This is a genomic window from Acinetobacter sp. YH12132, assembly GCF_013418645.1.
Lineage (GTDB): Bacteria > Pseudomonadota > Gammaproteobacteria > Pseudomonadales > Moraxellaceae > Acinetobacter > Acinetobacter indicus.
Genome location: NZ_VPBR01000002.1, coordinates 1 through 23,977 on the forward strand (window position 1 = coordinate 1; position 23,977 = coordinate 23,977).

The window sequence follows — 23,977 nt, forward strand, 5'->3', positions numbered from 1 at the left end:
GGCTATGTCGATTACCAATGGTATGCAAATCTGACTGCTCAAAACATTGGATTTGTCACACGTTTTAGGCCTAAATCTGTGTATCAGGTGATCCAGCAACATCCAGTGCTTGAATCCAAAGGTATTCTAAAAGATGAAACCATTCAGCTGAATAGCGCACATGCCCTAAAAAGAAAAGCCCCAGTGTTAAGAAGAATTGAATATAGAGATCAGCAAAGTGGCAAGCACTTTAGCTTTCTCAGCAATAACTTTCATTTAGCCGCCTCCACCATTGCGGCGATTTATAAAGATCGTTGGAAAGTTGAGCTGTTCTTTAAGGCGATTAAGCAGAATCTCAAATTAAAAGCGTTTCTAGGCCGCAGCAGGAACGCAATTCAGACACAAATCTGGATTGCGATGATCGCCTATTTATTGGTGAGTTTCGCTCGACATTCAGGAAAAACAGGTTGGACAGTTCAACGCTTACTCAGAATAATTCAAGTGAATTTGTTTGAAAGAAGAACTTTAAAAGCTTTATTTTCACCCGATAAAATACCCATAAAACAAGAGGAAGCTCAAATGAGCTTCCTCTTGTGAAAAATTGTGGGACAGCAATGGGCTTGCCACCTCTTTTTTTTATTTACCGATTTTTAAAAAAACAATTTTAAATTCAGTTGCTTAAATTTATAGTTAAAAGCAATAAGTTAGACTAATAGCGAATAGCGTTAAAAAAATAAAGATTTTTAGAGAAAAAGATGCATAATGTGCGATTTTTTAAGCTGTATTGTTCAGCTTTTTCTATGAATTAAGATGTATTTGTTGGCTACATGAAGCAATGCATTTTCTATGTTTAGGAGCCTATATGAGATTATCTTTCTATAGTAAGCCTATTCAGAGATTTCAGCCTGACATTACCCTGCCACTGAAGTGTCTGTATTTTATTTTTCACTCCTTCTTTTTCAGGCAGTGCCGGTTGATATGAATTTGAGGAGCGAAGCTGAGTCTTGCGCTCCAGCTCAGATGCTTCTTCGCCAACTCAGAACTTTTTCTGATTTACATTATTCATATTGCAGAGTTTTCCCGTTTATTTAAATTAAACAGAGCAGCCTTATCATAAAAGGTGCTTATATCATCAGGTTTAAATAATCAGAACCGGAAAACAATAAGCATTGACCATATTAAATGGATATTGCCATGGAATTTACTTTTAATGCGTTTTACACCTTAATTGCGGCTGTAATCGTTCTCCTTTTGGGACGTTTTTTAGTTAACAATATTGATTTTCTAAGACGTTACAACATCCCGGAACCTGTCGCGGGCGGTTTGGTCGCTGCGGTAGTGTCTTTAATCGTGCACAATTTCTGGGGCTACAGCATTACCACCAGTAGTGCGCTACAAACCAGTTTTATGCTGATTTTCTTTGCCTCCATCGGTTTAAGTGCCAACTTTGCCAAACTGCGTGAAGGCGGTATTGGTCTGGTGATCTTTCTGATCGCAATTTCACTATTCATCATTGTACAAAACTTTGTCGGGATTAGTCTGGCGACAGTATTGGGCATTGATCCGCTAATTGGTATGATTGCCGGTTCCATTACCTTAACCGGTGGTCACGGGACTGCGGGTGCATGGGGTGAAATCCTTGAGGTTGAACATGGTATTCAGGGGGCTTTGGCCCTAGGGATGGCCAGTGCGACCTTCGGTCTGATTATTGGTGGTATTATTGGTGGGCCATTGGCCAAACTGCTGATCAACCGTTATCAGTTGGCTACACCACGTACCGATGCACAAATTGAACAGCGTGACAATACGCCAGTTGAACCGGTACCGGGTGAGTTTGTGCCGTTTGAATATCCGCATCAGGTGCGTTTAATTACCGCAGACAATGCCATTACCACTTTAGGTTTATTTGCAGCCTGTCTGGCCTTTGCCGAGTTTATGACTGGTTATGCCAAAGGTACGCTGTTTGAGTTGCCAACTTTCGTCTGGGCTTTGGCTGGTGGGGTAATTCTGCGTAACGTATTAGAAGGTATTTTCAAAGTCACTATTTTTGACCGTGCGATTGACGTATTTGGTAACGCTTCATTGTCTTTATATTTGGCGATGGCATTGCTGTCATTGAAATTATGGCAACTGGCAGATCTGGCGGGCCCGCTAATGGTCATTCTAGGCGCGCAAACCATCACCATGGCCTTGTATGCGGCCTTCATTACCTTCCGTGTTATGGGTAAAAACTATGATGCTGCTGTACTGGCTGCGGGTCACTGTGGTTTTGGTATGGGTGCAACACCTACTGCGGTTGCCAACATGCAGGCCGTTACCAATATGTACGGTGCTTCTCATAAAGCCTTCCTGATTGTACCGCTGTGTGGTGCTTTCTTTGTCGACTTGATTAATGCGACTGTCATTCAAGTCATTCTTAAGTTTTTTGTTTAAGTAATTTGAGTGGAAAAGCCTTGTTAAAAGGCTTTTCTTTTTAGGATGACTCAATCAGCAAAGGGTGCGAAAAAATGAATGAACAATTAAATGAAACCCTAATGTCCTGGGTGACGCTTCTAAATACCCCGCTGTGGGATTTTCTGGTGATCTTTCTGGTCGGTGTCGGGATATTTTATACCCTGATCACCGGCGCTGTACAAATTCGCCTGTTCTGGCACAGTATTAAAGCCATGAGGTCGAGCCGTAAAAAAGGCGAAGACAGTTATGGGATTACCCCATTTCAGGCCCTTGTGACCGGTTTGGCCAGTCGGGTCGGGGTCGGTAACGTTGCCGGTGTTGCGATTGCGATTGCGATTGGTGGTCCGGGTGCGGTGTTCTGGATGTGGTTTACCGCATTTTTAGGCATGAGTTCGGCCTTTGTCGAATCTTCACTGGCGCAGCTATTTAAGGTGCGTGATACCAGCAACCATCAGTTCCGTGGTGGTCCGGCCTATTACATTACCCAAGGCCTGAAACAGAAATGGCTGGGTGTAGTATTTGCGGTTGCCCTGATTTTAACTTACGGTTTCGTGTTTAACGCGGTGCAGGCCAACTCGATTATCAGTGCCACATCACATGCCTGGGGCTGGAATCAGGCCAATCTGACTGTTCCAATGGGTGCATTCAGTTTTGAACTGTCCTGGTTGGGTCTGGTTCTGGTTGTCATGACCGCCATGATTATTTTTGGCGGGATTAAACGTATTGCCAAAGTGGCAGAGAAATTTGTCCCGATTATGGCGCTGCTGTATCTGGTGGTGGCATTGTATATCGCCGTGATTAATCTGCCGATTATTCCGGATATTTTCCGCCTGATTTTCAGCAAGGCTTTTGAATTTGATGCCGCTGCCGGTGGTTTCTTTGGGGCGATGGTGTCGATGGCGATGATGATGGGCATCAAGCGTGGTCTGTTCTCCAATGAAGCGGGGATGGGTTCTGCACCAAACGCGGCTGCTGTGTCGGATGTAAAACATCCAGTGAATCAGGGGCTGGTACAGATGCTGGGCGTATTCGTGGACACCTTTATTGTCTGTTCATGTACCGCAATCATCATTTTGTCTTCCGGTTTATATCAGAATGCCGGTTTTGAAGGGGTGACCCTGACCCAGATGGCGCTGGAAAGCCAGATTGGCCATTGGGGCGATGACTTCCTGGCCATTATCCTGTTTATGTTTGCTTATTCGTCGATTATTGGGAACTACGCCTATGCCGAAGGTAACGTGCAGTTCATTAACAACAACCGCAAGATCATGCTGATTTTCCGTCTGCTGGTGCTGTTTATGGTGTATTTCGGCGCGATTGCCACCGTACCACTGATCTGGTCGATGGCCGATCTGTTTATGGGCGTGATGGCCACCATCAACCTGTTTGCCATTTTACTGCTGACGCCATTTGTGCTGATGTTGCTAAAAGACTTCAAAGCACAGCTGAAGCGTGGCGTGAAAGAGCCGGAATTTAAACTGGACAATCATCCTAAATTTAAAGACCGGGTTAATTCCGATATCTGGTAATGCAAACAACAACAGCCTCATCATGAGGCTGTTGTTTTATCAAGAGAATATTCTTTTAGATGCGTTAGCTCAGCAAAGACAGCAAACCCATATACACGCCAAAGCTACCAATCAGGCTGACCCACACCGGCAGTTTGCTTTTCAGTAAAACAATCACAAACATCACAAACGCCAGATCCAGCACTGATGTTAAATAATCCTGTCCCATATCAACAATGAGCGCGAGCAATAAACCCACCACCGCGGCATTAATACCAATCACCGCATGTTTGATTTTGTCCTGATGCATCAGCCAGGACCAATGCGGCAGGGTAGCAAAAATCAGAAAGAACGAGGGCAGGAAAATGGCGATGGTGGCAATAATCGCGTTCAGCACAGGATAGGCAGTTAAATCCAGAAAATAGCCGACATAGCTGGCAAAGCTGAATAAAGGACCCGGCATGAGCTGGGCAAAGGCATAGCCTAAATCAAACTGCTGGGCTGAGATCATGCCGGTACTGACAAAGTCCTGATGCAGCAGCGGTAAAATAATATGCCCACCACCAAAGACCAGTGCAGCAGACTGATAAAAGCCTAAAAAGCCTTCAGCCAGCAGATGCGGATTGATCCAGTTCAGCGCACCGAGCAGCAGAAATGGACAGATAAATAAGATTAGCCAGAGTGTAGTCGAGCCGAAACTGCGCTGTACCACCTGAAAACTCGGCGTGGTATGACTGCCGCTTTGAGGTTGTGCTTTGGCAATCCACATGCCGGCCAGACCAGCCAGCACAATCACCAGAATCTGGTTATATGACAGTGGCAGGAACCAGATCATGAGCGCAGACACAAGCATCAGCAGGTATTGCCACCAGCTTTTGCAAAAGCTTTGCAGCATTTGCCAGAAGGCCCAGAACACCACCGCCAGTACAATCAGTTGAATGGCATGAAAATACGCCGAACTGATCCACGGGAATAACTGCTGACCGATAAAGGCCAGTAGCGTCATCAGCAAGGCCGAGGGCAGGGTAAAACCCAGCCAGGCCACCACCGAGCCTAAATAGCCACGTTTTAAATAGCCAATGGCCAGTCCAACCTGACTGCTGGTCGGGCCGGGCAACAGTTGCGCTAAAGCGACGACCTGAGCATAGTCTTCATCTTTGAGCCAGTGCAAACGCTGCACAAAAGTCTGGTGAAAAAACACCAGATGCGCGGCTGGTCCCCCGAAAGATAAGCATCCCAGCTTAAAGAAAATCAGAAAAATCTGTGAATAAGATAAAGAAGACATTGGCTAGAATTTTAAAAAACCCGACTTAAGTTTAAACTGAATAGATGACAGTTTAACGAATTTAAACAATGCACTGCAGAAAATCTCCTTAGACTACAGCAGGCCTGTCGAGTTCAGATCGAGGAATCCATGTTGAATAAAAATCTTGGCTTTATCAGTGTGATGGGGGCAGTCATGCTGACCCTAGGCGCCTGTCAGCATCTGCCAGAACAGCATCAGCTGGTGTCCTCCCAATTAATGGCGACCCCGGCAATGGCTGAGGCCAGCCAGCAGAATGCACGCATGAACTTTAAAACATTGCCGCAATATACCGGACAGGACCCGGTCATTGCCTTGGTGCTGGGCAGCGGCGGCGCGCGCGGTTATGCCCATATTGGCGTGATTGAAGTGCTGGAGCAAAATGGCATCCGTCCGGATTTTATCGTCGGGACCAGTGCCGGCAGTATTGTCGGGTCGATTTATGCCAGCGGCAAAAGCGCGCATGAGCTGCGTCAGATTGCCCTGAACATGAAAGCCAATGATGTCCGTGACATCAAACTGGATATGAAAGGTTTCTTCGATGGCAAAAAAGTCGAGAACTATGTCAATACGCAGGTCAACCAGTTGCCGTTAGAGCAGCTGCCAATTCCGATGTATGTGGTGGCCACTGAATTAAAACAGGGCAAGAAAGTGGTGTTTAATGCCGGCAATACCGGACAGGCGGTACGGGCTTCGGTGTCCATTCCAAGCATGTTTATTCCGACCCGAATTGCCGATGCCGAATATGTCGATGGTGGACTGGTCAGCCCGGTGCCGGTAAATGTCGCCCGCGAGCTGGGTGCGGACATTGTGATTGCAGTCGATATTCTGGCCCAGCCGATGTATACCGAAACCAGCCATGTCTGGGGACTATTTAACCAGAATATTAATATCATGCAGAAGCATCTGGCCCAGGAAGAGCTGAAACATGCCGATATTGTGATTCAGCCAGATTTACGCGAAAAAGCACATATTTTTGATGTGCAGGGTCGTGAAGCCACCATGCAGGCCGGTGTGGTCGCCGCCTATGGCAAGCTGGGGCAGATTTCGCAGGTCTATCAGCATAAAGGCTATGCCGATGGTCACCAGATTCAAACCTATAACCTGCAACAAAATACTGTTGAGATACATTAGGGGCGCTAGAATGCTGCCGGTTTTTTCTATAACTTAAGTCGAATAAAAATGGCAAGAATGCTCATATCGCAATTTGCTTTTGGCGTTAATTGCCTGATGTTATTCAATAAAGGTATTTCGATTCATGCTCAAAAGGTTGTGATTAATATTTAAAGTTTATATATAAGTGTAATTTAATTCAGCTATTTAAGTTTACCTGTTGTTAATAAAGCTCTTATACTGGCCGCATTAGAATATAATGATTTATCTTAGAAGCTAAAACTGAGCAGGGCATGAGCATGAAGCAATTACACATTGGACAATCTGTACAACTGGCCAACATGGAACAAATTATTTTTACCATTAAAAAAATTAATGCCGATGGTTCCTATGAAATTGAAGCCCAGCTCGATGTACAAAATGTTTTAAATTATGGTCACGTGTCGCCGGAAATGTTGCGTCATATCAACCCGGCTTAAAAGCTCAGGCAGTAAAAAGTCCAATTTTGGGCTGAACTCATCTGCCCGAATGGAAAAAATCCACCTCCTGACGCGCCTGCTGAAATCCTGTTCAAGTGGTGTCGGGATGTGGATAAATAATTGAAAATTCAAGTAATAGCGCAAAACACTATATATTTTTCTAAATAATACCCCAATCACCATAAATAATAATGATGACTTTATTGCCGAATTGAACATTTAATTTGTGTTAAAAACGATATAATAATATTCACATATCCTGTCTTTTATAAGAGCCGAAAACAAGATGTCCCCATTAGATCAGCTTAAACCCATCTTAGAAGATCAATCTGAATTAACCATGTCGGTGTTAATGACGCCAGATATGGCAAACTTTTCCGGTAATGTTCATGGGGGAACAATTCTAAAATTACTAGATCAGGTGGCTTATGCCTGTGCCAGCCGTTATTCAGGCAGCTATGTGGTGACACTTTCGGTAGATAAAGTGAACTTTAAGGAACCAATTCATGTCGGCGAGTTGGTGACTTTCCTGGCCAGTGTGAACCATGTAGGCCGTACTTCCATGGAAATTGGCATTCGCGTCGAAGCGCAGAACATTCAAAAACGCACCGTGCGTCATACCAACAGTTGCTATTTTACCATGGTCGCAGTTGATGAGCAGGGCAAACCCAAACAGGTGCCGGCCTTAAATCTGGACAATGACTGGAAACGCTGCCGTTTTGAAGCGGCAGAACAGCGTAAAGTGGCGCGTTTACAGGAAGGTACTCATCCATCTTGCAGTATTTACAAGAAGTCGATTTAAGTCTGACTTTCACTGTGTTGAAGAAAGACCTGAAATTTCAGGTCTTTTTTTATTGCCAAATTTTTTCATACCAGACGACAAAAGAATCACTCGCCAGCCGGCACCAACTGGCTTATTATAAAACGATACGTATCGTTTCGTTTTGGGCTGGGTATGGAAACTGAAAAATCATCACGGCGGCAGCAATGTATTTTAAATGCTGTGGTCGAGGCACTGGCAGAGTATGACTATAGCCATCTGACCATTGAGGATATTGCCACGCGGGCCGGTGTGGGGAAATCGACCATCTACCGCTGGTGGAAACATAAATCCGAACTGGTGTTCGATGCCTTTAAGCTGCAAACCGCCTCGATTTTTGAACTCGACTTTAGCCAGTCTTTGCAGTTTAACCTGACCCAGCAATTGTTTAAGCTGAGTCAGGCGCTGAACCATCAGGTTGGGCGGGCGGTACTGGTGGTGATGGCCGAGCAGCGTGAAACTGCCGCAGCATTTTTTCGTGAATATTTGCTGCCACGGCGTGAACAGATGCGCAAGCTGATTCAGCTGGCGATTCAGCGTGGCGAAATTGTGGCGCAGTATCCGTTTGAACTGATGCTCGACACGCTATATGCACCGATTCATTACCAGATTATTTTCTTTAACCGGATGCCCGATGCCGACTATATTCAGCAGCTGATTGAGATGGTGCTGGCACCAGTCCGGGTTCAGCCGCTTATTGATGCGCAGGAGCGCTAAGCCTATGTCTGCTCAAAGTTCTGCTGTATTATGGAATCGTGCATTTATTCTGTGTCTTTTCAATAACCTGTTTCTGTTTGTTTATTATTTTGCCCTGCTAGCCGTATTACCAATTTATATCATGAATGATCTGGGCGGCACGGTCAAAGAAGCCGGTTTGGCTCTGACCCTGTTTCTGGTGTCCTCGATTGCCATCCGGCCGTTTTCCGGTTTAATCGTGGAAAAGCTGGGCAAGAAACTGTCTTTTCGTGGTTCTGAGCTGTGCTTTGTGCTGTTTGCCTTTTGCTATATCTGGATTGACAGCATGTGGAGCCTGCTGCTGGTGCGTTTTTTACATGGCATCTGGTTCAGTATTTTAACCACGGTGGCGGTGCCGGTGGCCAGTGACTTTATTCCAGAAGCGCGTAAAGGCGAGGGCATTGGTTATTTTGTGATGTCGACCAATTTGGGCGTGGTTTTTGGGCCTTTAATTGCCTTAACCACCATCCAGTTCACCAGTTTTCGGGTGTTGTTTGCCATGCTGGCAGTGATTATGGCGATGGGTTTTCTGTTCTGCCTTAGCCTGAAACTGCAGGATGATCGGGTCAAACCAGCTAATCTGTCTGATCCATCTGCCACGAAACCCCGGCTGAGCCTGCATGATATTGTCGAAACCCGGGTCATTCCGGTGGGGCTGGTGGCCATGCTGACTGCCTTGGCCTATTCCAGCGTGATCAGTTTTATTACTGCCTATAGTGAAGCCAAGCAGTTACTGGCCTATACCAGTCTGTTCTTTGTGGTCTTTGCTGTGTCCATGATTGTGGTGCGGCCGTGGGTCGGCAAGCGTTATGATCGTAAAGGTCCAAGTGCGGTGATGTATCCGTCCTTTGTGTGTTTTGCCATGGGACTGGTGATTGTCAGCTTTTTATCTAATCCGTGGATTTTATGGCTGTCGGCGGTGTTTATTGGTATTGGCTACGGCACCTTGTTTCCGTGTCTGCAAACCGTGGCCATTCAAACGGTCAATAAACAGCGCATGGGTCATGCGATTTCAACGTTCTTTACCCTGTTTGATCTGGGGCTGGCACTCGGTTCCGTGCTGATGGGTATTCTGATTGCCTGGATGGGCTTTCAGTTGACCTATTTACTCTGCGCCGTGCTAGTGCTGTTGACCTTGCTGCTTTACAAAGCCATGGTCACACCAACCTTGCGTCAGGCTCCCTAAGAGGCTTCAACATGGAATTAAGACATTTACGTTATTTTGTTGCGGTGGCAGAAGAGCTGAACTTTACCCGGGCCGCAGCCAGAATGTATACCGTGCAGCCATCTTTAAGCCAGCAAATTAAAGATCTGGAACAGGAGGTCGGGGTACAGTTATTGCTGCGTTCCAACCGTAAAGTGGAACTGACTCCAGAAGGCGAGGCCTTTTTAAAGCAGGCGCGTTTGTGTCTGGACTATGCCGACAAAGCCATTCAGGAAGCGCGGCAAGTGGCACAGGCGCAAAAAGCACAGTTGAATATCGGCTTTGTGCCGGTGGCCGAAATGAAAGTGTTTCCTTATATCATGCCGAATATTCGTGCCCAGTTTCCCGATTTAAAAATCCATTTTCATAGCCTGCCGGATGCCGAGCAGTTTAAGGCCTTAAGTCGGGCGGAAATTGATATTGCTTTTACCCGCTATCCAGATGAATCGGGAGCGTTTGAGTCAATCCAGATTTTTGATGAACCACTGACCCTGATTGTGCCGAAAGATTCTCCGGCGGCCAGCTTAAAACATATCAGCATCAAAAGTTTTCAGCAGCAGGATTTTGTGATTAGTGATGAGCACGCCTCACCGCAGCTGTACAAAATTATTCAGGACTTTTTAAAGCAGTCTAGGCTGGAGATTCATGTGGTGCAGCATTCCACCAATATTCTGATGAACGTTAATCTGGTCGGGATGGGCGTCGGCTGGAGTCTGGTGCCCGCTTATGTGATTCCGCTACTTGGCGATAAAATTGTGGTGAAAAACACATTGGAACCACTGCCGATGATTGGCCTCTATGCCAGCTATCGCAAACAACATCGCAGCGAAGCGATTGAGCTGATTTTAAAAGTGTTAAAAGCGCAGTTTTATATGGATTTTGGCTAAAGCGTGTGTTACGCCTAACTGCATATCGGCGCAGCCGGTTTTTTTAAAACTGGTGAAGCCGTTAAAGATGGACACAAATCAACAGCGTTTCTCGCCGGACAGCAAGCTTAAAATATAAGCATTGATGCTGTCGAGGAACTCCACATGCAACTGTATACGCATCCTCAATCACGTGGTCAGACCCTGATGCCGCTATTACAGGAGTTGCAGATTCAGGATCAGATCGAGATTATTCAGGTCAGTTGGGAAGATCTGCAACAGCCAGAGTATCGGGCCATGAATCCTTTGGGTAAAGTGCCGCTACTGGTCGATGGTCCGGTTTTTATTAGTGAAACCCCGGCAATTTTTGCCTATCTGGCTGATCATTTCTTTGAAGAAGGTTTGGCCCCGGCCCTGGATGATCCGCAGCGCGGCGCCTATTTCAAATGGCTATTTTTCTGTCATGGCCCATTAACCGAATGGATTGACTTGAGCAATTTCCAGATCAGTCAGGCCCAGCTCGAACAGCATAAACGCGGTTTAGGGATGGGATTGCCGGAAGATCTGATGGCGTTTTTAAAACAGGGACTGCAGCAGGCCAACCCCTATTTGCTCGGTGAGCGTATGAGTGCCGCAGATTTGTATCTGGCGTACTGGCTGGCCTATGCCATTGCTCTGAAGGCCATTCCTTATCTGGAAGAATTCCGGCCGTATCTGCAATGGATGGCGCAGCGGCTATCCTTAAGTCAGGTGATCTGGTTTCAGCAGCTGGATCAGCATTGAAACAGCGGCATGAACATGAGCGCGAATAGCAAAAAACCACGCCTGAGCGTGGTTTTTTGAAGGGTTCATCTTATTGGGCATGCAGTTTCTGGAACAGTTGCTGACTGGTACTTTCCAGGGTTTGCGGAATTGCCAGCGCCGCAACGAAACGGTCAGGGCGTAAAATTACCACCGAGCCTGTGGTTTTGCCAAACCACCTGCGAATTTCTGTGCCCAGATCACCAATGGTGATGACATCTGCAGAGTGTTTCGGCTGTGGATGTTTGAGCTGCACCGCAGGAATCACCTGAATAAATTTCACCCCCAGTTTCTGCCATTGCTGCATGCTGCTGTCAGACAGTCCCCATTTTGGATCAACGCCCCAAGCGATAATCGCAAAGTCATTGCCCAGTACGTCATCCAGCAGCACCGTTTCACCTGAGGCCAGTTGTACCTGCGGCTGAATAAACATTTTACCGACCGGCGAGTATTTATCGGTTTGTGGCAACAGGGCGCCATCCTGATATTTCGGCATCGGCTTAAAGCGCATTTCCAGTAAATACTGTTTGATTGGCTTGATGTAGTTCAGCACATAAGAAATGCCATCACGGACAATACCGTGCCATTGTTTTGGCGGCGCCAGCACATGCCCGGCCATCACCGATAAATCAATCATGGCTTTGGCATGGTCTTTACGTTCAATCTGGTATGAATCGAGCAGCTCGGCAGCGGCTTTGCCCTGAATCACCAGCGCCATTTTCCAGGCCAGGTTAAAGGCATCACGCATGCCGCTGTTATAGCCCTGACCCTGCCACACCGGCATAATATGTGCTGCATCACCGGCCAGTAAAATCCGGTCAACACGGAATTTTTCGGCAATACGCGCATTGTGGGTATAGACGCGCTGGCGAATGACCTCGATGCCATCGGTGGTTGGCAGTACTTTAGACAGTAACTTGGCGATATTTTCCGGTTTGCTCAGTTCTTCCTGGGTTTCGCCCGGCATCACCATAAACTCGAAACGGCGGATGCCATGTGGCAGGGCGGCGGACACATAAGGACGCACCGGGTCACAGCACAGATAAATATGCGGCGTGGCCAGTGGGTCATTATCAATATCAATCACAATCCACTGGTTCGGAGCTGTTTTACCATCAAAGGCAATATTCAGACGACGGCGTACCAGAGAATTGCCGCCATCGCAGGCAATCAGATATTGTGCCTGAATCACTTCCTGCTGACCCTCACGGGTATGCAGTTTGAGCGTCACGCCGTTGGCATCCTGAATAAATTCGGTCAGTTCCCGGGAAAAAAGCACTTGGGTCTGTTCATATTGGGTCAAGCCGTTTAACAGCACCTGATCAACCTGCGGCTGGATAAAGGCATTACGGCGCGAGAAACCAAATTCGCGGGTCAGCGGTTGAATATCGGCGAAGCAGCGGCCTTTTGGGGTAAGAAAGCGCATGGCATGATTGGGCGTGGTATGCGGCAAGACCTGATCGACCAGACCTAAAGACTGAATAGTCCGCAACGATTCATCATCAATCCCGATGGCGCGTGGGTAATCAATCAGGCGATCCAGCTGTTCCACCACCATCACCTGAATACCTTGTTTGCTTAAATAGTTGGCGATGGTTAAGCCGACCGGACCGGCACCCAGAATTGCCACTTCAGTTGTATAGTTTGTTGTGTTCATCGCGAGGTCCATCCATCACGTCAGATTAACGCCCATTAACGGTGAAAGGCCGGGATTCAACAAGTTATGCCATAGTGGAAACAGAGGTCGACTGTAGAGGATAGTAAATAAGATGATTTTTATAATTTGTTGATTAGATGAATATTTATAATAAAAATACAATCATTCAGGATGATGTTACAATCATTTATTTCTATAGTAAAAAGACCATTTCCATAAAAAAGTGAAACCGCATCAAAGCGGTTTCACCTTCACACAATGGTATTTAATACGGTGCTGCCATCAAAAATAGCAACGCACAGTATGGTAACTATTAACGTGCAGTTTTTTCTTTGTCATCGCTTGATGCAGCTTCAGACGCAGGCTGATCTGCTGCACCGGCATTGGCCGCTGCTGCTGGTTGTTCCTGGGTGCTGACAATCACTTTGTCTTCAGTTTGAGTATTGGCTGGTGCTGCCGGTGCAGCAAAAGTGGTTGCGGTAGCAGCCGCAAACGTGGTCGCAAGTAAAATTTGAGTTAATTTCATTTTGGGCATCCTTTAATATTCATTTTAGAGTTGACCTCGTATGCACATCACCTGCATCGAGGACAGGCTTCATGCTATGCCGCAGTGGGAGATTGAGCAATCGAAGCAACAAAGCAAAAAATCTGCTTAACATTGGCTCTACATGAATGAAGAAAATGTAGCAATTGGGTAAGAATTTACCGTTTTTTGCATCTAAAATCGGCGAACTTACAAAGGAGATAGCTCGAACTATCCCCATGCCGGGATAAATAAAATTACATTGCTACCGATATTTCAGTGTTACGGGAAAAAACTACGGGCAGATAAATGTAATTAAATTTTTCTAAAAGATAGCAAAGGTAGGCGCATTTTCTGGCTCAAGCTGAAAAAATCTCAGCCAGAAAGCCGCAGTGCTGGCTTGAACCACATGGCAATCTTGCATAGCATGCAAACGTTGCCCAGCCAAAGAGTAGACCTGTGAAACTGATTGCACCGACACGCGCCGTTCCAACCCATATTATTTCCGGTTTTCTGGGAGCCGGGAAAACCACGCTGTTACAGCAATTGCTGCGTCAAAAACCGGAGCAGGAAGTCTGGGCGGTGTTGATGAACGAATTTGGCCAGATCGGCATCGACCAGCAGATTTTGCCGCAAAGTGACGGTTTTGAAATTAAGGAACTGCTCGGTGGCTGTTTATGTTGCAGCAGCCAGTTACCAATGCAGATTGCCTTGTCTCGCTTGCTGGATGAAGCCAAGCCCGACCGGCTGTTTATTGAACCCACCGGATTGGGGCACCCGCTGCAATTACTGGAACAGCTGACCGAACCGCACTGGCACAGCCATCTGGATATGCGCGCCTTGGTCACGGTGGTGGATGGTTCACGTTTGCACGATGCCGACTGGACCCAGCAAAACCTGTATACCGACCAGTTAAAAGCCGCCCAGATTATTGTGATTTCACATCCGGATCAGATGCAGCCGGCAGATGAACAGGGCCTGGAAAAATTAAAACAGGAATATCAGGCCTATGCACCGCGCTGGCTAGCTGCTGAAAACGGTCAGCTGCCATTGGCTGAAATTGATCTGGCCCATGTCGGCATCCAGCGTAAAATCCAGCCTTTATTGCAGCTGCAACGCACACTGCCGGCACAGGCAGAGCTGCCGGAAATTAAACAGTTGCCCTATCATTATGTGGAAACGGCGCAGGGGTATTCGGTGGCCGGCTGGAAATTTTCCCGGCGCTGGCAATTTGACTTTTATGCATTGCTGGATCTGCTCTGTGAGCAGCAGGACTGGTTGCGGATTAAAGCAATTTTTCACACCAATCAGGGCTGGAAAACCTTTAATTTCAATCCGCAGCAATTTAACTATCAGTCATCGCCCGAAAATACCGATAACCGGATCGAGCTGATTTATCGTAACACCCGGGACTGGAGCGCGTTTGAGGAACAGCTGCTGGCCTGTCGTATTGACAATACTGCCTAGAATCTGTTCAGCACGGGGCAGCAAAATCCGATATGCTAGGCGCCAAATTTGAGGATCACGTGTATGGCGCTTAAAGCAACAATTTATAAAGCAGATTTAAATATTGCCAATATGGATGTGCATCAATATGGTGACTATCAGCTCACCATGGCCTTGCATCCGTCTGAAACCATCGAGCGCCTGATGGTGCGTATTCTGGCATTTGCCCGCTATGCCGATGAGGCACTGGAATTCACCAAAGACCTGTTTGAAACCGATGAGCCGGCGCTGTGGCAAAAAGATCTCACAGGTCAGCTAATAAACTGGATTGAAGTCGGCTGCCCGGATGAAGACAAGGTCAAAAAAGCCAGCGCCCGTTGCCAACAGGTGGCGGTGGTGGCCTATGGCAGCAATGTCGATGACTGGTATAAACGCTCCAGCAAGCTGAAAACCCTGAAAAATGTTCAGGTCTGGAAACTGTCTACCGCCACCACCGAAGCAATTCAGCAACTGTGTGAACGTACCATGCAGCTACAGTTAAATGTGATGGATGGCGAATGGACCTTAATTGGCGATCAGGCCCAGGCTGTGATTGAATGGGAACAGTTGCAGTAACCCATCCGGTTGCTGCTGTGGTGTCAGGTCAATAAACGGCTGCAATTTAGCGGCCTAAATTATGCAGCTGTCATCAATTCCTTTTATACTCATGCACAATTGATTTGGTTGAAGAGAGCAGACGCATGTCAAAAGAATTAGAAATTATTGATTTAAAAGTGGGTGAGGGCAAAGAAGCGGTCAAAGGCGCTTTAATTACCACTCACTATACCGGCTGGCTGGAAGATGGTACCAAGTTCGACTCTTCCATTGACCGCGGTAACTATTTTGAAACCGTGATTGGTACCGGCCGTGTGATTAAAGGTTGGGATCAGGGCATTCTCGGGATGAAAGTTGGCGGTAAGCGCAAGCTGATCGTGCCATCTCATCTGGCATATGGCGAACGTAAAATTGGCAATATTATTCCGGCCAATTCCAACCTGATTTTTGAAATTGAATTATTTGACGTGAAAACCCGCGACGAATAAGCCTTTCACATCCCCTGACCGGAGAACAGGATGTCTCTGGTCGGCTTGTGCAAAAATAGTGCAAAAAGTAATTTGAAAACCCTTCAATACACAGTACATTAAAATTATTCCTTTCCAATGTCTGCAGGGATTATCATTTTATTGGAACAGCGCGCGTACTTTCGGATTTCTGTCCTGTTGATGGCCTGGCTGTGTCTGTGTGCACTCAGCCTTGCTCCGGCGCGAGCACATTATGATTCCCCACCAGACTCCTATTATCAGCAGCAGCTGATTACGACCCTGCAGTTTAGTGAACACTCCAGCACCAATTTGGATGGCTCGTGGCTGTTTTACAATCAGCAGTTTATTCAACAGCCCAGTGCAGTATTGACTGCAGAACGGGTGCATTTACCGGCTTCTTTTCAGCAACTGACTGGCCAAATGGAAGGCTATGGCACATTTATTGGGCATTTTCAGTTGCCAAAAGAGTTTGTCGGTCGCCGCATTGCGATCTGGATGCCTAGCCAGCAGGGTGCCTACCGGGTGTATTTAAATGGTGAGCCGCTGGCACGCGTGGGGGAAGCCGGTCCTGATGCTGCCCGCCATGAAAACGGCAATAGTCATCGGCTTGCCTATTTTATTGCCGACAGTGAATATTTTACCCTGGCGATTCAGGCCTCCAGTTTCCAGAACTTCAGGGGCGGGCTGGAACATTCAATAAAAATTGGACTCAGCCGTACCATAAACTACCAATACCAGCGCCTGATGATGAGCGTGGCCATGATCAGCGGCGGGGTGCTCGGGATTGGGCTGTTTACCCTGGTCTTTTCCTTTTTCCGTGGGGTGATGCCACCGAATGCACAAAGTGTGTTTGTCTTTGGCATTTTTATTGTGTTTCTGGCGCTGCATAACCTGTTTGCAGCCCCGTATGCCTATACCGCCTTTACCGACATCAACTGGATTTGGGGATTGCGGCTGCAATATCTGTTCAGCTTTCTGGCCATTTTATTTTTCTTGAGCTATATGTTCCTGTTTAACCAGCGTTATTTACATCGCTGGGTATATTGTGCTGCGCTGTTGCTCATTGCCATTAATCTGGTCGCTGCATTATGGGCACCGCCGATGGTGCTGGAACAGCTGGCGTTATGGAGTTCTTTATTCAGTCTGCTGGTGCTGGTCAATTTTATCTACGGTTTTGCCGAAACTTTGCGGCAGAAACTGAGCTATTCCAAATTAACCGTATGTGCGGTATTGCTGCTGTTTGGCAGCTTTATTCATGATCTGCTGCTGGCCTTAAACCTGATTGAATCAATTCCTTTATCGTTTATTTCTACCAGTCTGTATGCCTTGCTGATTATGCTGCAGCAGGCACGTAACTATGCGCGTGATACTGCCTATATTGAAAAACTGAATAACCGTTTGCTGAGCCTGAATAATTCGCTGGATGTTAAAGTCAAGGAACGTACCGCCCAGTTAAGCCAGTTAAATGCCAAGCTGGAATTGCAGGTAAAAATTGATGCGCTGACCGGTGCCTATAATCGCCGTGCCTTGAATGATGAAATCCTGCTACGTTTTGAGCAGACCTGTCAGCAGCCTGAACATACCCTGGCGTTTGTGATGCTGGATGTCGATTATTTTAAAAAATATAACGACCATTATGGCCACTTAAAAGGAGATCAGGTTTTGCAGCAGCTGGTGCTGATCTTAAATCGTGCCTTGCCTGAAAATGCCTATGTGGCACGTTATGGCGGTGAAGAATTTGCCTTGATACTGCACAATGTCCCGATTGCCTTATTAGAGCCGATGATGGCACAGGTATTACAGGCGGTTCGTGCCGAGCAAATGCAGCACATTGCCCGTCAGGATACGAAAGACTATGTTACGGTCAGTATGGGCGTGGCCTGGATGACCGGCAAGCAGCCCTATGCCAGTGTACTGGAATTTATGAAAGCAGCCGATCAGCAGCTGTATCTGGCCAAAGAAGCCGGCCGGGATCAGTGCAGAATTGCCGGACATTAAGCCAGAGAAAAATCTTTAGTCCAGATATTTGACCAAAGGAATATGTAAAACAGGCTCAATTGCCTGCGGCTGAATCTGAAAGCCATATTTTTGATAAAAGGGCAGCGCCGTGCGGGTGCTGGCCAGCACAATCCGTTTCATCTGGCGTTGCTGATAATAATGCAGCACTTCATTGAGCAGCAGCTTGCCAATACCGCGCTGCTGGACATCGGGTGCGACATAATTCATTAAAACTTCACCCTGATCGCTGGCCAGAATAAAACCGACCACCTGATGCTGTAGCTCATACACCCAGCAGTTGTTATAGTGCATCAGTAACAGCAGATTTTCCTGATTTTTATTTTCGAGCAGGCGTTGAATCTTGATTTCACGATGTTGATGATCGAGGCTACAGGATCGGATACTGTCGTGCAAAACGCGAATAAGGATCGGGACATCTTGAATTCGAGCGGATCTAATCATTGTGTTGGTAAAGGCATAAACAAGCACCTATTTGAATGTAAATAAACCTTCAACAAAATGACAATCTTGTTGTGATTTACGCAGTTTTTTAGGCGTTGTGAGAATTTTTTATTGGGGGATTGATACTGTTTTGTGTCAAAATGAATAAAAAGACAGCAGTTTGGCAGCACAGATGATGCGATTGGGTCATCTTTAGGAGCGCATGGAATCATCCTCATCGTCAGGCATGATCCATCTGTAAGAGTGCTGAGATAAGAGACACGAGACCAAACGTTGGGAAATGAGAACCGAACCATTGAGGTAAGCGGGCTTATGGCAAAAATACTGGCAATCCTCCTGATTTTTCTGGCCTTTTATGCGCTGTGGAAAGTCATGATCAAAATCAGAATTAACCGTGCCTTTCAGAAACATCAGGCCGCCTATTGCAATATGGTACAAGGCCCGATTAGCCAGAAATGCCCGCGACCGGTTGAAGAGGTGATTGAAGAAGTCGCTGCCTATGAACAGCAACTGTTTGATGATGTGGCGGATATCTTTATGCAGGACGCATTAGTTGTACAGCATAAAGAGGATGGCTCAATGCTGCAGGAACAGGTATTGCGTAAAATGCCGGCCAAAACCCAGACCCGGATTGCAGATACCGATCTGGGCGAATGGGCCATTTACTGGACCTTCTATGAGCAGTCGCTGGAATACTATGTGAGCCAGTACGGTATTTTTATCACCCATGTGGATCGGGAGGGCCGTGAAACCCAGCAGCGCCTGTCTTTACCGTCCTGATTACTTTGAAATGCTCACTTCGGTGTTTGCATCGGATGGCAGATATAGGTCAAACGTGGCCGCCACCTGATCCCAGATTTGTTCTGCGCCTTGGCGGAAATAGCCCATATGTCCAATCTGGCTTAAGCCAAACTGCTGCGGACTCAGGTTGATCATTTTCACTGAGGCATTGCAATAATGCTGCATAAAGGCATACCGGGAATTGGGTAAGGCCCAGTCATCATCCAGTGAAGAAGCGGCATAAATTGGGGTTTTGACCTGTGCATAACATTCAAACAGCGCCTGTTGTGCCGGGTCACCAAAAAAGTAAGTCGGATTTTTACACCATTTACGCCATTCCTGATATACGCCCAGCGGCAGGTCTGCGCCCATGTTCAGCTTGCTCCACGGCAAATAACCGGCCAGGGCCACCATTGGCGGGAAAATCAGGTTCCAGACAAATTGCACTTTAATTTTTTCTTTTAGTGGCATATAGCCATGCCAGCCGGCGCCGGTACCAAAACAGTACAGTGCCGTGACCTGCGCATGATTCGGTGCCAATCCCAGCGCTTGTCCGCCATAGGAATGACCGACCATAAATAGCGGCATCTGGTCACGTTTAAAATAGGCAATCGCACCAGCCAAATCCAGTTTGCCCCAATCCAGATAGGACATCTGAAAACCTTTCAGCCGTTTAGGTGCCGATTTGGCCACACCGCGATAATCAAAACACAGCACCTGATATTGATATTGGCTCATGTACTCGGCAAAGCGGCGATAAAAGGCTTGCGGCACACCGGTTGCACAGGCCACCAGCAGCTGCGCCTTAACTTGTGGCGGGGTATAACAGGTGCCGGTCAGCAGATAACCATCGCTGGCCGGGAAAGTAACGCTGCTGATTTCAAGCGGCGATGTGTGAATTGCAGAAGCAGTGGTGTTCATCCTGAACTCGTATATTTTTAGACTGGCTCTAGTTTGAATGTTGCAGAGGGGCAGTGTCAAAACTGGCGCGTTCATCGGCCAGACGGTTTAAAATAAACAGCGATAGAAATAAACAGCAATAAAAGCAGGATGAGATAAGCCATGCTGATTGATTTTCGCCAGCAGCAACAGGCCAGGTTTGAACAGGTGGCACAGCATCTGCAACAGGCCGCTGCCGAGGGCCTGCATTTTGATTCAGTTGCTGATTTTTATCAGTCGGGCTGGCTTGAGCAGTTTCCGGCCGGCATTCGCTGGTCGGTGACCGGACTGGATGATGGCGCTGAACAGTTTTATGCCCGGATTGATTATCTGGACTGTTTTGTCCGGATTGATGCCGGTGAGATGCTGCGGATTGAATATGGCCGACACCAGAACAATCCGACCACATTCAGCCAATGACAGCGCGTGTAGAATTCTTTTAAATAAACAGGCGATGAACCGGCTGCAACAGCAGGTTCCCCACCAAGAACAAGACCGAAGAAAAAGACAAAATCAGGGATCAACTATGGCGCATCAATTTACTGTCAATGCCACCATTCAGGGTGTTTCATTGAGCGAATTCAAACAGCTGGCTGCAAATACTGCATTACATGAAAATGTGTGCAAACGCATTCCGGGAGAAAATCTGGAGATTCTGGAATCGCAGATCCAAGGTGATATTTACACCTTGCGCCGTGCCTATAACCTAGATGTGAATATTCCAGACATCGCCAAAAAACTGCTAAAAGATGCTTTTCGTTTAAAGCGCACCGATGTCACCAATCTGAGTGCATTGACCTCGACCATTGATTTAGGTGCGAACTTACCCTTAGAGGCCCGCTGCGCACGTTCGGTGACGGGCAATGATCAGCAGGTTCAGATCCAGCTGAACTGGACAGTAAAAGTAAAAGTGCCATTAATTGGCGGGATGCTGGAAAAACATGCAGAAGGTGAAATTCGCCGCTTTAGCGAAGTAGAGATTAATATTGTTGAAGATGAACTCAAGAAGAATTTAAAAAGCTAAAACCAGAATATCTCTGGATAAAAGCCCGGATGAAGCCGGGCTTTTTTGTTTTGAGGTGGATTAAACCGAAGGGCGGGCACGCTCAAAGCGTTGCTGATAAAACCAGGCGGTCATAAACGCCACCAGACAGACCACCCAGATATAATATAGCGCGCCAATATTGCTATACAGGCTTAGCCACTGCACCAGCGGTAAGGTAATGCCACCGGCAATGGCATAGGCCACGTTATAAGAAAATGAAATACCGGAAAAACGGATTTGTGCCGGGAACATTTTCACCATGCTATATGACACCATGCCAACTGTCCCTGATGCCAGACCCAAGAGCATATACAGCATAAAGATTGTTGATGCTTCAACATGACCCAGGCTGTTATAGAACAGTGAGGCAATTGCAGCGACCAGCAGGGAGCCGAATAAAATAACGCGGCCAGCGCCAAAACGGTCGGCCAGCAGCCCGGCCACAATACAGCCAATCATCTGCATGACAATGGCGGCACTTTGCATTTTAAAGGCATCGGCGCGGTCAAAACCAAATGCACCGACCAGCAGATTTGGCATGGCCAAAATTAGCACCACCACACAGGCGGTCAGGAACCAGGTAAAGAACATGCCCATCACCACACCGCTACGATGCTGCGCCAGCACCTGTTTCACTGGTAATTCCTTGGCCAGTTCCTTGCGTGCCTGCATGGCTTTAAATACCGGGGTTTCATGTAAATAACTACGTAAATACAGCGCCACCAGACCAAAAATCCCGCCAACAATAAACGGAATACGCCATGCCCAGTCCTGAATTTCGGCCGCAGTAAATTGCAGTGAAATAAACAGCGACATTAACGCGCCGAGTAAAATCCCCAAGGATAAGCCGGCGGTCAGCAGACCATTGGCAAAACCAATTCTTTTTTCTGGCACATGCTCAGAAACAAAGGTCCAGGCCGCAGGAATTTCTCCGCCAATAGCAATACCTTGTACCACGCGCATCAGCAGTAACAATAATGGCGCGGCATAACCAATACTTTCAAAGGTCGGCATGATGCCAATAAATAGCGTGGGTAGAGCCATCAATAAAATCGACAGGCTAAACAGTCGCTTACGGCCAATTAAATCGCCAAAATGCGCCATCACCACACCGCCGAGTGGACGGAAGAAATAACCGGCTGCAAAAATGCCGTAGGTATTCAGCATGGCCCAAAATGGACTTAAGGTACTTGGGAAAAACAGATCAGAAATGATTTTGGCGTAAAAGACATAAATGACAAAGTCATAAAATTCGAGTGCACCGCCGAGTGAGGACAGGCCAAGTGTGCGTTTGTCTTCGCGGCTTAAACTGGGAGTAGCATCCATGCGTATCTTCTGACAGGATTAAAAACAGGAACCGTAATTTTAAAGAAGAGCTATAGCTATGAATAATCAAACTTTATTTGGGAAAAATAAACTAATAGTTATAAAAGTCTGCACGTGTGGATGATTGTTATTGTTGCCAGTGCAGCTGGTTGCGGCCCAGATTTTTGGCCTGATATAGCAATAAATCGGCCTGCTGCGCGGCCTGAGAAAACTCATCAAAGTACTGGAAAAAGCTGATGCCGAAACTGCCAGTCATCGAAATGACCTGACCACTCTGAATCAGTGGTGTGGTTTCGATGCCGCTGCGAATCCGTTCTGCCACCTGAATTGCGATATCCAGCGGGGTATCTTGCAGTAAAATCAGAAATTCTTCACCGCCCATCCGGCAGATTTCATCGTATTTGCGTACCGCTTTGCTGATAATTTCGGTGACATGCTGTAGCGCGACATCGCCAACCTTATGGCCATACTGATCATTAATCTGCTTAAAAAAGTCCAGATCACACAGAATAATCGCATTCTGCCTGGAACGGCTGTGCTGTTTTAAGCGTTTCAGACGTTCCTCCAGCGCCCGGCGATTCAGCAAGCCGGTTAATGGATCAAGATTCCGTTCTTTTTGCAGCTGCTGGAAAATATCCTGATAGGCACTATGAAACAGCAGCCCGGCCATCAGCAAGCTCAGGCAGAGAATAATCAGCTGGGTGCCGGCAGCGACCAGATTATTGCTTAAAATCTGGTTGGTCGGCTGTAATACCACAAACAGATACAGGGTGCGCAGCGCAATCACCGCGCTTAACAGCAACAGTGACAGGCGTAACAGGCGATCCAGTTTCTGCTTGAGCTTGACCTGATATAAAGCCTTTAAATTATGCGAAAAAATCAGGGTAATGGTGATGGTCAGCACCAGCATCCGCTGTGCATATTGCTCATCAAACACCGAAAAATACACATAAATTGACTCGGCAATGGCAATTAGCACCAGCAGAAATACCCAGCGCGTGGTGACATTCAGCCGTAAATGAATGGCATGGGTGAACATCGCACAGCTGATAAACAGCAGCGTGGACGGAATAAAGCTAAAGGTCGGCAACATTTGGGCGGAGACCACGGTAATGATCAGTACGGCCAGACCCGTACACAAGGTCGATGCGGCATACCACAGAAAATAGGTGGGAATCGGTTGGAACAGCCGCAGCAGCAGAATGACGCTGCCAAAGGCCATCATAAACAGCGGGATTAGCGCACTGTAGAGGGAGAAATTTTCGGCTAACATGAACAAATTGCAGGTAAGTCAAAAAATCGCGCCATCATAGCAGCTTCTCCCAGACAGTGATCTAAAAAAGTGCACAATCTTGAACGCATAATTGAATCAAGAAGATTTAGAAAAGCGATGCGTGTAGCGATGCTGTAACTGCCGGGCCAAAACGTGCCGGCTTGCGGTATAAAATAAAGTTGCC

General features: G+C 47.0%; 23 protein-coding genes and 1 pseudogene. 17 read left to right on the forward strand and 7 right to left on the reverse strand.

Annotation, left to right across the window (positions count from 1 at the left end; translation table 11 throughout):
• The 3 genes and pseudogenes from FTU67_RS02155 to FTU67_RS02165 form a co-directional block, all read left to right on the forward strand.
• Nucleotides 1-576, forward strand: a pseudogene (locus FTU67_RS02155) (IS4-like element ISAbe18 family transposase); the annotation flags it as partial.
• A gap of 597 nt (nucleotides 577-1,173) precedes the next feature.
• Complete coding sequence (gltS, locus tag FTU67_RS02160; protein WP_104505555.1) at nucleotides 1,174-2,412, forward strand: sodium/glutamate symporter; 1,239 nt, start codon at nucleotides 1,174-1,176, stop codon at nucleotides 2,410-2,412.
• A gap of 74 nt (nucleotides 2,413-2,486) precedes the next feature.
• Nucleotides 2,487-3,962, forward strand: coding sequence for a sodium:alanine symporter family protein (locus FTU67_RS02165; RefSeq protein ID WP_168390805.1), 1,476 nt, complete (start codon nucleotides 2,487-2,489; stop codon nucleotides 3,960-3,962).
• Nucleotides 3,963-4,026: 64 nt separating this feature from the next.
• On the opposite strand, the gene chrA is transcribed toward FTU67_RS02165, so the two are convergent.
• On the reverse strand, nucleotides 4,027-5,226 hold the full coding sequence (gene chrA, locus FTU67_RS02170) for a chromate efflux transporter (protein WP_180061349.1): 1,200 nt from the start codon (nucleotides 5,224-5,226) through the stop codon (nucleotides 4,027-4,029).
• 129 nt (nucleotides 5,227-5,355) lie between these two features.
• Between chrA and FTU67_RS02175 the strand changes: the two genes are divergently transcribed.
• The 7 genes from FTU67_RS02175 to FTU67_RS02205 all read left to right on the forward strand — a co-directional run bounded on the left by FTU67_RS02175 (nucleotide 5,356) and on the right by FTU67_RS02205 (nucleotide 11,244).
• Complete coding sequence (locus FTU67_RS02175) at nucleotides 5,356-6,378, forward strand: patatin-like phospholipase family protein (RefSeq protein ID WP_180054275.1); 1,023 nt, start codon at nucleotides 5,356-5,358, stop codon at nucleotides 6,376-6,378.
• A 278-nt stretch (nucleotides 6,379-6,656) separates the two neighbouring features.
• A complete protein-coding gene (locus FTU67_RS02180; RefSeq protein ID WP_225876368.1) occupies nucleotides 6,657-6,836 on the forward strand; it encodes a hypothetical protein in 180 nt (59 codons plus the stop codon).
• 286 nt (nucleotides 6,837-7,122) lie between these two features.
• On the forward strand, nucleotides 7,123-7,638 hold the full coding sequence (locus tag FTU67_RS02185) for an acyl-CoA thioesterase (protein WP_005179490.1): 516 nt from the start codon (nucleotides 7,123-7,125) through the stop codon (nucleotides 7,636-7,638).
• Between the two features lie 153 nt (nucleotides 7,639-7,791).
• Nucleotides 7,792-8,373 (forward strand): TetR/AcrR family transcriptional regulator, encoded by a 582-nt coding sequence (locus FTU67_RS02190; RefSeq protein WP_104488704.1) that lies wholly within the window; start codon nucleotides 7,792-7,794, stop codon nucleotides 8,371-8,373.
• A 4-nt stretch (nucleotides 8,374-8,377) separates the two neighbouring features.
• Nucleotides 8,378-9,577 carry an MFS transporter gene (locus FTU67_RS02195; protein ID WP_180054277.1) on the forward strand — a complete coding sequence of 400 codons (1,200 nt, stop codon included), beginning with the start codon at nucleotides 8,378-8,380 and terminating at the stop codon, nucleotides 9,575-9,577.
• 11 nt (nucleotides 9,578-9,588) lie between these two features.
• On the forward strand, nucleotides 9,589-10,482 hold the full coding sequence (locus FTU67_RS02200; protein WP_005179483.1) for a LysR substrate-binding domain-containing protein: 894 nt from the start codon (nucleotides 9,589-9,591) through the stop codon (nucleotides 10,480-10,482).
• 144 nt (nucleotides 10,483-10,626) lie between these two features.
• Nucleotides 10,627-11,244: a glutathione S-transferase family protein gene (locus tag FTU67_RS02205; protein WP_180054279.1), complete on the forward strand. Its 618-nt coding sequence runs from the start codon at nucleotides 10,627-10,629 to the stop codon at nucleotides 11,242-11,244.
• A gap of 70 nt (nucleotides 11,245-11,314) precedes the next feature.
• Here the strand turns inward: FTU67_RS02205 and FTU67_RS02210 are convergent, their stop codons facing one another.
• Both FTU67_RS02210 and FTU67_RS02215 read right to left on the reverse strand, forming a co-directional pair.
• Nucleotides 11,315-12,919: a bifunctional 3-(3-hydroxy-phenyl)propionate/3-hydroxycinnamic acid hydroxylase gene (locus tag FTU67_RS02210; protein ID WP_180054281.1), complete on the reverse strand. Its 1,605-nt coding sequence runs from the start codon at nucleotides 12,917-12,919 to the stop codon at nucleotides 11,315-11,317.
• 313 nt (nucleotides 12,920-13,232) lie between these two features.
• Nucleotides 13,233-13,445 (reverse strand): hypothetical protein, encoded by a 213-nt coding sequence (locus FTU67_RS02215; protein WP_005179468.1) that lies wholly within the window; start codon nucleotides 13,443-13,445, stop codon nucleotides 13,233-13,235.
• Nucleotides 13,446-13,901: 456 nt separating this feature from the next.
• On the opposite strand from FTU67_RS02215, the gene FTU67_RS02220 reads away from it, so the two are divergent.
• From FTU67_RS02220 to FTU67_RS02235, 4 genes are all read left to right on the forward strand, one after another.
• Nucleotides 13,902-14,909: a GTP-binding protein gene (locus FTU67_RS02220; RefSeq protein ID WP_005179465.1), complete on the forward strand. Its 1,008-nt coding sequence runs from the start codon at nucleotides 13,902-13,904 to the stop codon at nucleotides 14,907-14,909.
• Nucleotides 14,910-14,972: 63 nt separating this feature from the next.
• Nucleotides 14,973-15,503, forward strand: a complete 531-nt coding sequence (locus tag FTU67_RS02225; protein WP_016659315.1) for a YaeQ family protein — start codon at nucleotides 14,973-14,975, stop codon at nucleotides 15,501-15,503.
• A gap of 125 nt (nucleotides 15,504-15,628) precedes the next feature.
• Nucleotides 15,629-15,970: an FKBP-type peptidyl-prolyl cis-trans isomerase gene (locus FTU67_RS02230; RefSeq protein WP_005179461.1), complete on the forward strand. Its 342-nt coding sequence runs from the start codon at nucleotides 15,629-15,631 to the stop codon at nucleotides 15,968-15,970.
• 117 nt (nucleotides 15,971-16,087) lie between these two features.
• A complete protein-coding gene (locus tag FTU67_RS02235) occupies nucleotides 16,088-17,968 on the forward strand; it encodes a diguanylate cyclase (RefSeq protein ID WP_180054283.1) in 1,881 nt (626 codons plus the stop codon).
• 15 nt (nucleotides 17,969-17,983) lie between these two features.
• Here FTU67_RS02235 and FTU67_RS02240 read toward each other — a convergent pair whose 3' ends face one another.
• On the reverse strand, nucleotides 17,984-18,430 hold the full coding sequence (locus FTU67_RS02240) for a GNAT family N-acetyltransferase (RefSeq protein WP_180054285.1): 447 nt from the start codon (nucleotides 18,428-18,430) through the stop codon (nucleotides 17,984-17,986).
• 312 nt (nucleotides 18,431-18,742) lie between these two features.
• Between FTU67_RS02240 and FTU67_RS02245 the strand changes: the two genes are divergently transcribed.
• A complete protein-coding gene (locus tag FTU67_RS02245; protein ID WP_168384293.1) occupies nucleotides 18,743-19,210 on the forward strand; it encodes a hypothetical protein in 468 nt (155 codons plus the stop codon).
• Here the strand turns inward: FTU67_RS02245 and FTU67_RS02250 are convergent, their stop codons facing one another.
• Complete coding sequence (locus FTU67_RS02250) at nucleotides 19,211-20,131, reverse strand: alpha/beta fold hydrolase (protein WP_168408433.1); 921 nt, start codon at nucleotides 20,129-20,131, stop codon at nucleotides 19,211-19,213.
• A 141-nt stretch (nucleotides 20,132-20,272) separates the two neighbouring features.
• Between FTU67_RS02250 and FTU67_RS02255 the strand changes: the two genes are divergently transcribed.
• Both FTU67_RS02255 and FTU67_RS02260 read left to right on the forward strand, forming a co-directional pair.
• The gene (locus FTU67_RS02255; RefSeq protein ID WP_180061350.1) at nucleotides 20,273-20,569 is read left to right on the forward strand and encodes a hypothetical protein; all 297 of its coding nucleotides are present in this window, start codon (nucleotides 20,273-20,275) and stop codon (nucleotides 20,567-20,569) included.
• Between the two features lie 106 nt (nucleotides 20,570-20,675).
• Nucleotides 20,676-21,173: a DUF2505 family protein gene (locus FTU67_RS02260; protein WP_016659309.1), complete on the forward strand. Its 498-nt coding sequence runs from the start codon at nucleotides 20,676-20,678 to the stop codon at nucleotides 21,171-21,173.
• Between the two features lie 60 nt (nucleotides 21,174-21,233).
• Here FTU67_RS02260 and FTU67_RS02265 read toward each other — a convergent pair whose 3' ends face one another.
• The gene (locus FTU67_RS02265; RefSeq protein ID WP_180061351.1) at nucleotides 21,234-22,520 is read right to left on the reverse strand and encodes an MFS transporter; all 1,287 of its coding nucleotides are present in this window, start codon (nucleotides 22,518-22,520) and stop codon (nucleotides 21,234-21,236) included.
• A 127-nt stretch (nucleotides 22,521-22,647) separates the two neighbouring features.
• Nucleotides 22,648-23,793 carry a GGDEF domain-containing protein gene (locus FTU67_RS02270; protein ID WP_180061352.1) on the reverse strand — a complete coding sequence of 382 codons (1,146 nt, stop codon included), beginning with the start codon at nucleotides 23,791-23,793 and terminating at the stop codon, nucleotides 22,648-22,650.
• Between the last annotated feature and the right edge of the window lie 184 nt (nucleotides 23,794-23,977).

Bases quoted from the DNA above. Each gene is read 5' to 3' on its own strand.
- gltS (WP_104505555.1), top strand. From the start codon at position 1,174: ATGGAATTTACTTTTAATGCGTTTTACACCTTAATTGCGGCTGTAATC.
- FTU67_RS02165 (WP_168390805.1), top strand. From the start codon at position 2,487: ATGAATGAACAATTAAATGAAACCCTAATGTCCTGGGTGACGCTTCTA.
- chrA (WP_180061349.1), bottom strand. From the start codon at position 5,226: ATGTCTTCTTTATCTTATTCACAGATTTTTCTGATTTTCTTTAAGCTG.
- FTU67_RS02175 (WP_180054275.1), top strand. From the start codon at position 5,356: ATGTTGAATAAAAATCTTGGCTTTATCAGTGTGATGGGGGCAGTCATG.
- FTU67_RS02180 (WP_225876368.1), top strand. From the start codon at position 6,657: ATGAAGCAATTACACATTGGACAATCTGTACAACTGGCCAACATGGAA.
- FTU67_RS02185 (WP_005179490.1), top strand. From the start codon at position 7,123: ATGTCCCCATTAGATCAGCTTAAACCCATCTTAGAAGATCAATCTGAA.
- FTU67_RS02190 (WP_104488704.1), top strand. From the start codon at position 7,792: ATGGAAACTGAAAAATCATCACGGCGGCAGCAATGTATTTTAAATGCT.
- FTU67_RS02195 (WP_180054277.1), top strand. From the start codon at position 8,378: ATGTCTGCTCAAAGTTCTGCTGTATTATGGAATCGTGCATTTATTCTG.
- FTU67_RS02200 (WP_005179483.1), top strand. From the start codon at position 9,589: ATGGAATTAAGACATTTACGTTATTTTGTTGCGGTGGCAGAAGAGCTG.
- FTU67_RS02205 (WP_180054279.1), top strand. From the start codon at position 10,627: ATGCAACTGTATACGCATCCTCAATCACGTGGTCAGACCCTGATGCCG.
- FTU67_RS02210 (WP_180054281.1), bottom strand. From the start codon at position 12,919: ATGAACACAACAAACTATACAACTGAAGTGGCAATTCTGGGTGCCGGT.
- FTU67_RS02215 (WP_005179468.1), bottom strand. From the start codon at position 13,445: ATGAAATTAACTCAAATTTTACTTGCGACCACGTTTGCGGCTGCTACC.
- FTU67_RS02225 (WP_016659315.1), top strand. From the start codon at position 14,973: ATGGCGCTTAAAGCAACAATTTATAAAGCAGATTTAAATATTGCCAAT.
- FTU67_RS02230 (WP_005179461.1), top strand. From the start codon at position 15,629: ATGTCAAAAGAATTAGAAATTATTGATTTAAAAGTGGGTGAGGGCAAA.
- FTU67_RS02235 (WP_180054283.1), top strand. From the start codon at position 16,088: ATGTCTGCAGGGATTATCATTTTATTGGAACAGCGCGCGTACTTTCGG.
- FTU67_RS02240 (WP_180054285.1), bottom strand. From the start codon at position 18,430: ATGATTAGATCCGCTCGAATTCAAGATGTCCCGATCCTTATTCGCGTT.
- FTU67_RS02245 (WP_168384293.1), top strand. From the start codon at position 18,743: ATGGCAAAAATACTGGCAATCCTCCTGATTTTTCTGGCCTTTTATGCG.
- FTU67_RS02250 (WP_168408433.1), bottom strand. From the start codon at position 20,131: ATGAACACCACTGCTTCTGCAATTCACACATCGCCGCTTGAAATCAGC.
- FTU67_RS02255 (WP_180061350.1), top strand. From the start codon at position 20,273: ATGCTGATTGATTTTCGCCAGCAGCAACAGGCCAGGTTTGAACAGGTG.
- FTU67_RS02260 (WP_016659309.1), top strand. From the start codon at position 20,676: ATGGCGCATCAATTTACTGTCAATGCCACCATTCAGGGTGTTTCATTG.
- FTU67_RS02265 (WP_180061351.1), bottom strand. From the start codon at position 22,520: ATGGATGCTACTCCCAGTTTAAGCCGCGAAGACAAACGCACACTTGGC.
- FTU67_RS02270 (WP_180061352.1), bottom strand. From the start codon at position 23,793: ATGTTAGCCGAAAATTTCTCCCTCTACAGTGCGCTAATCCCGCTGTTT.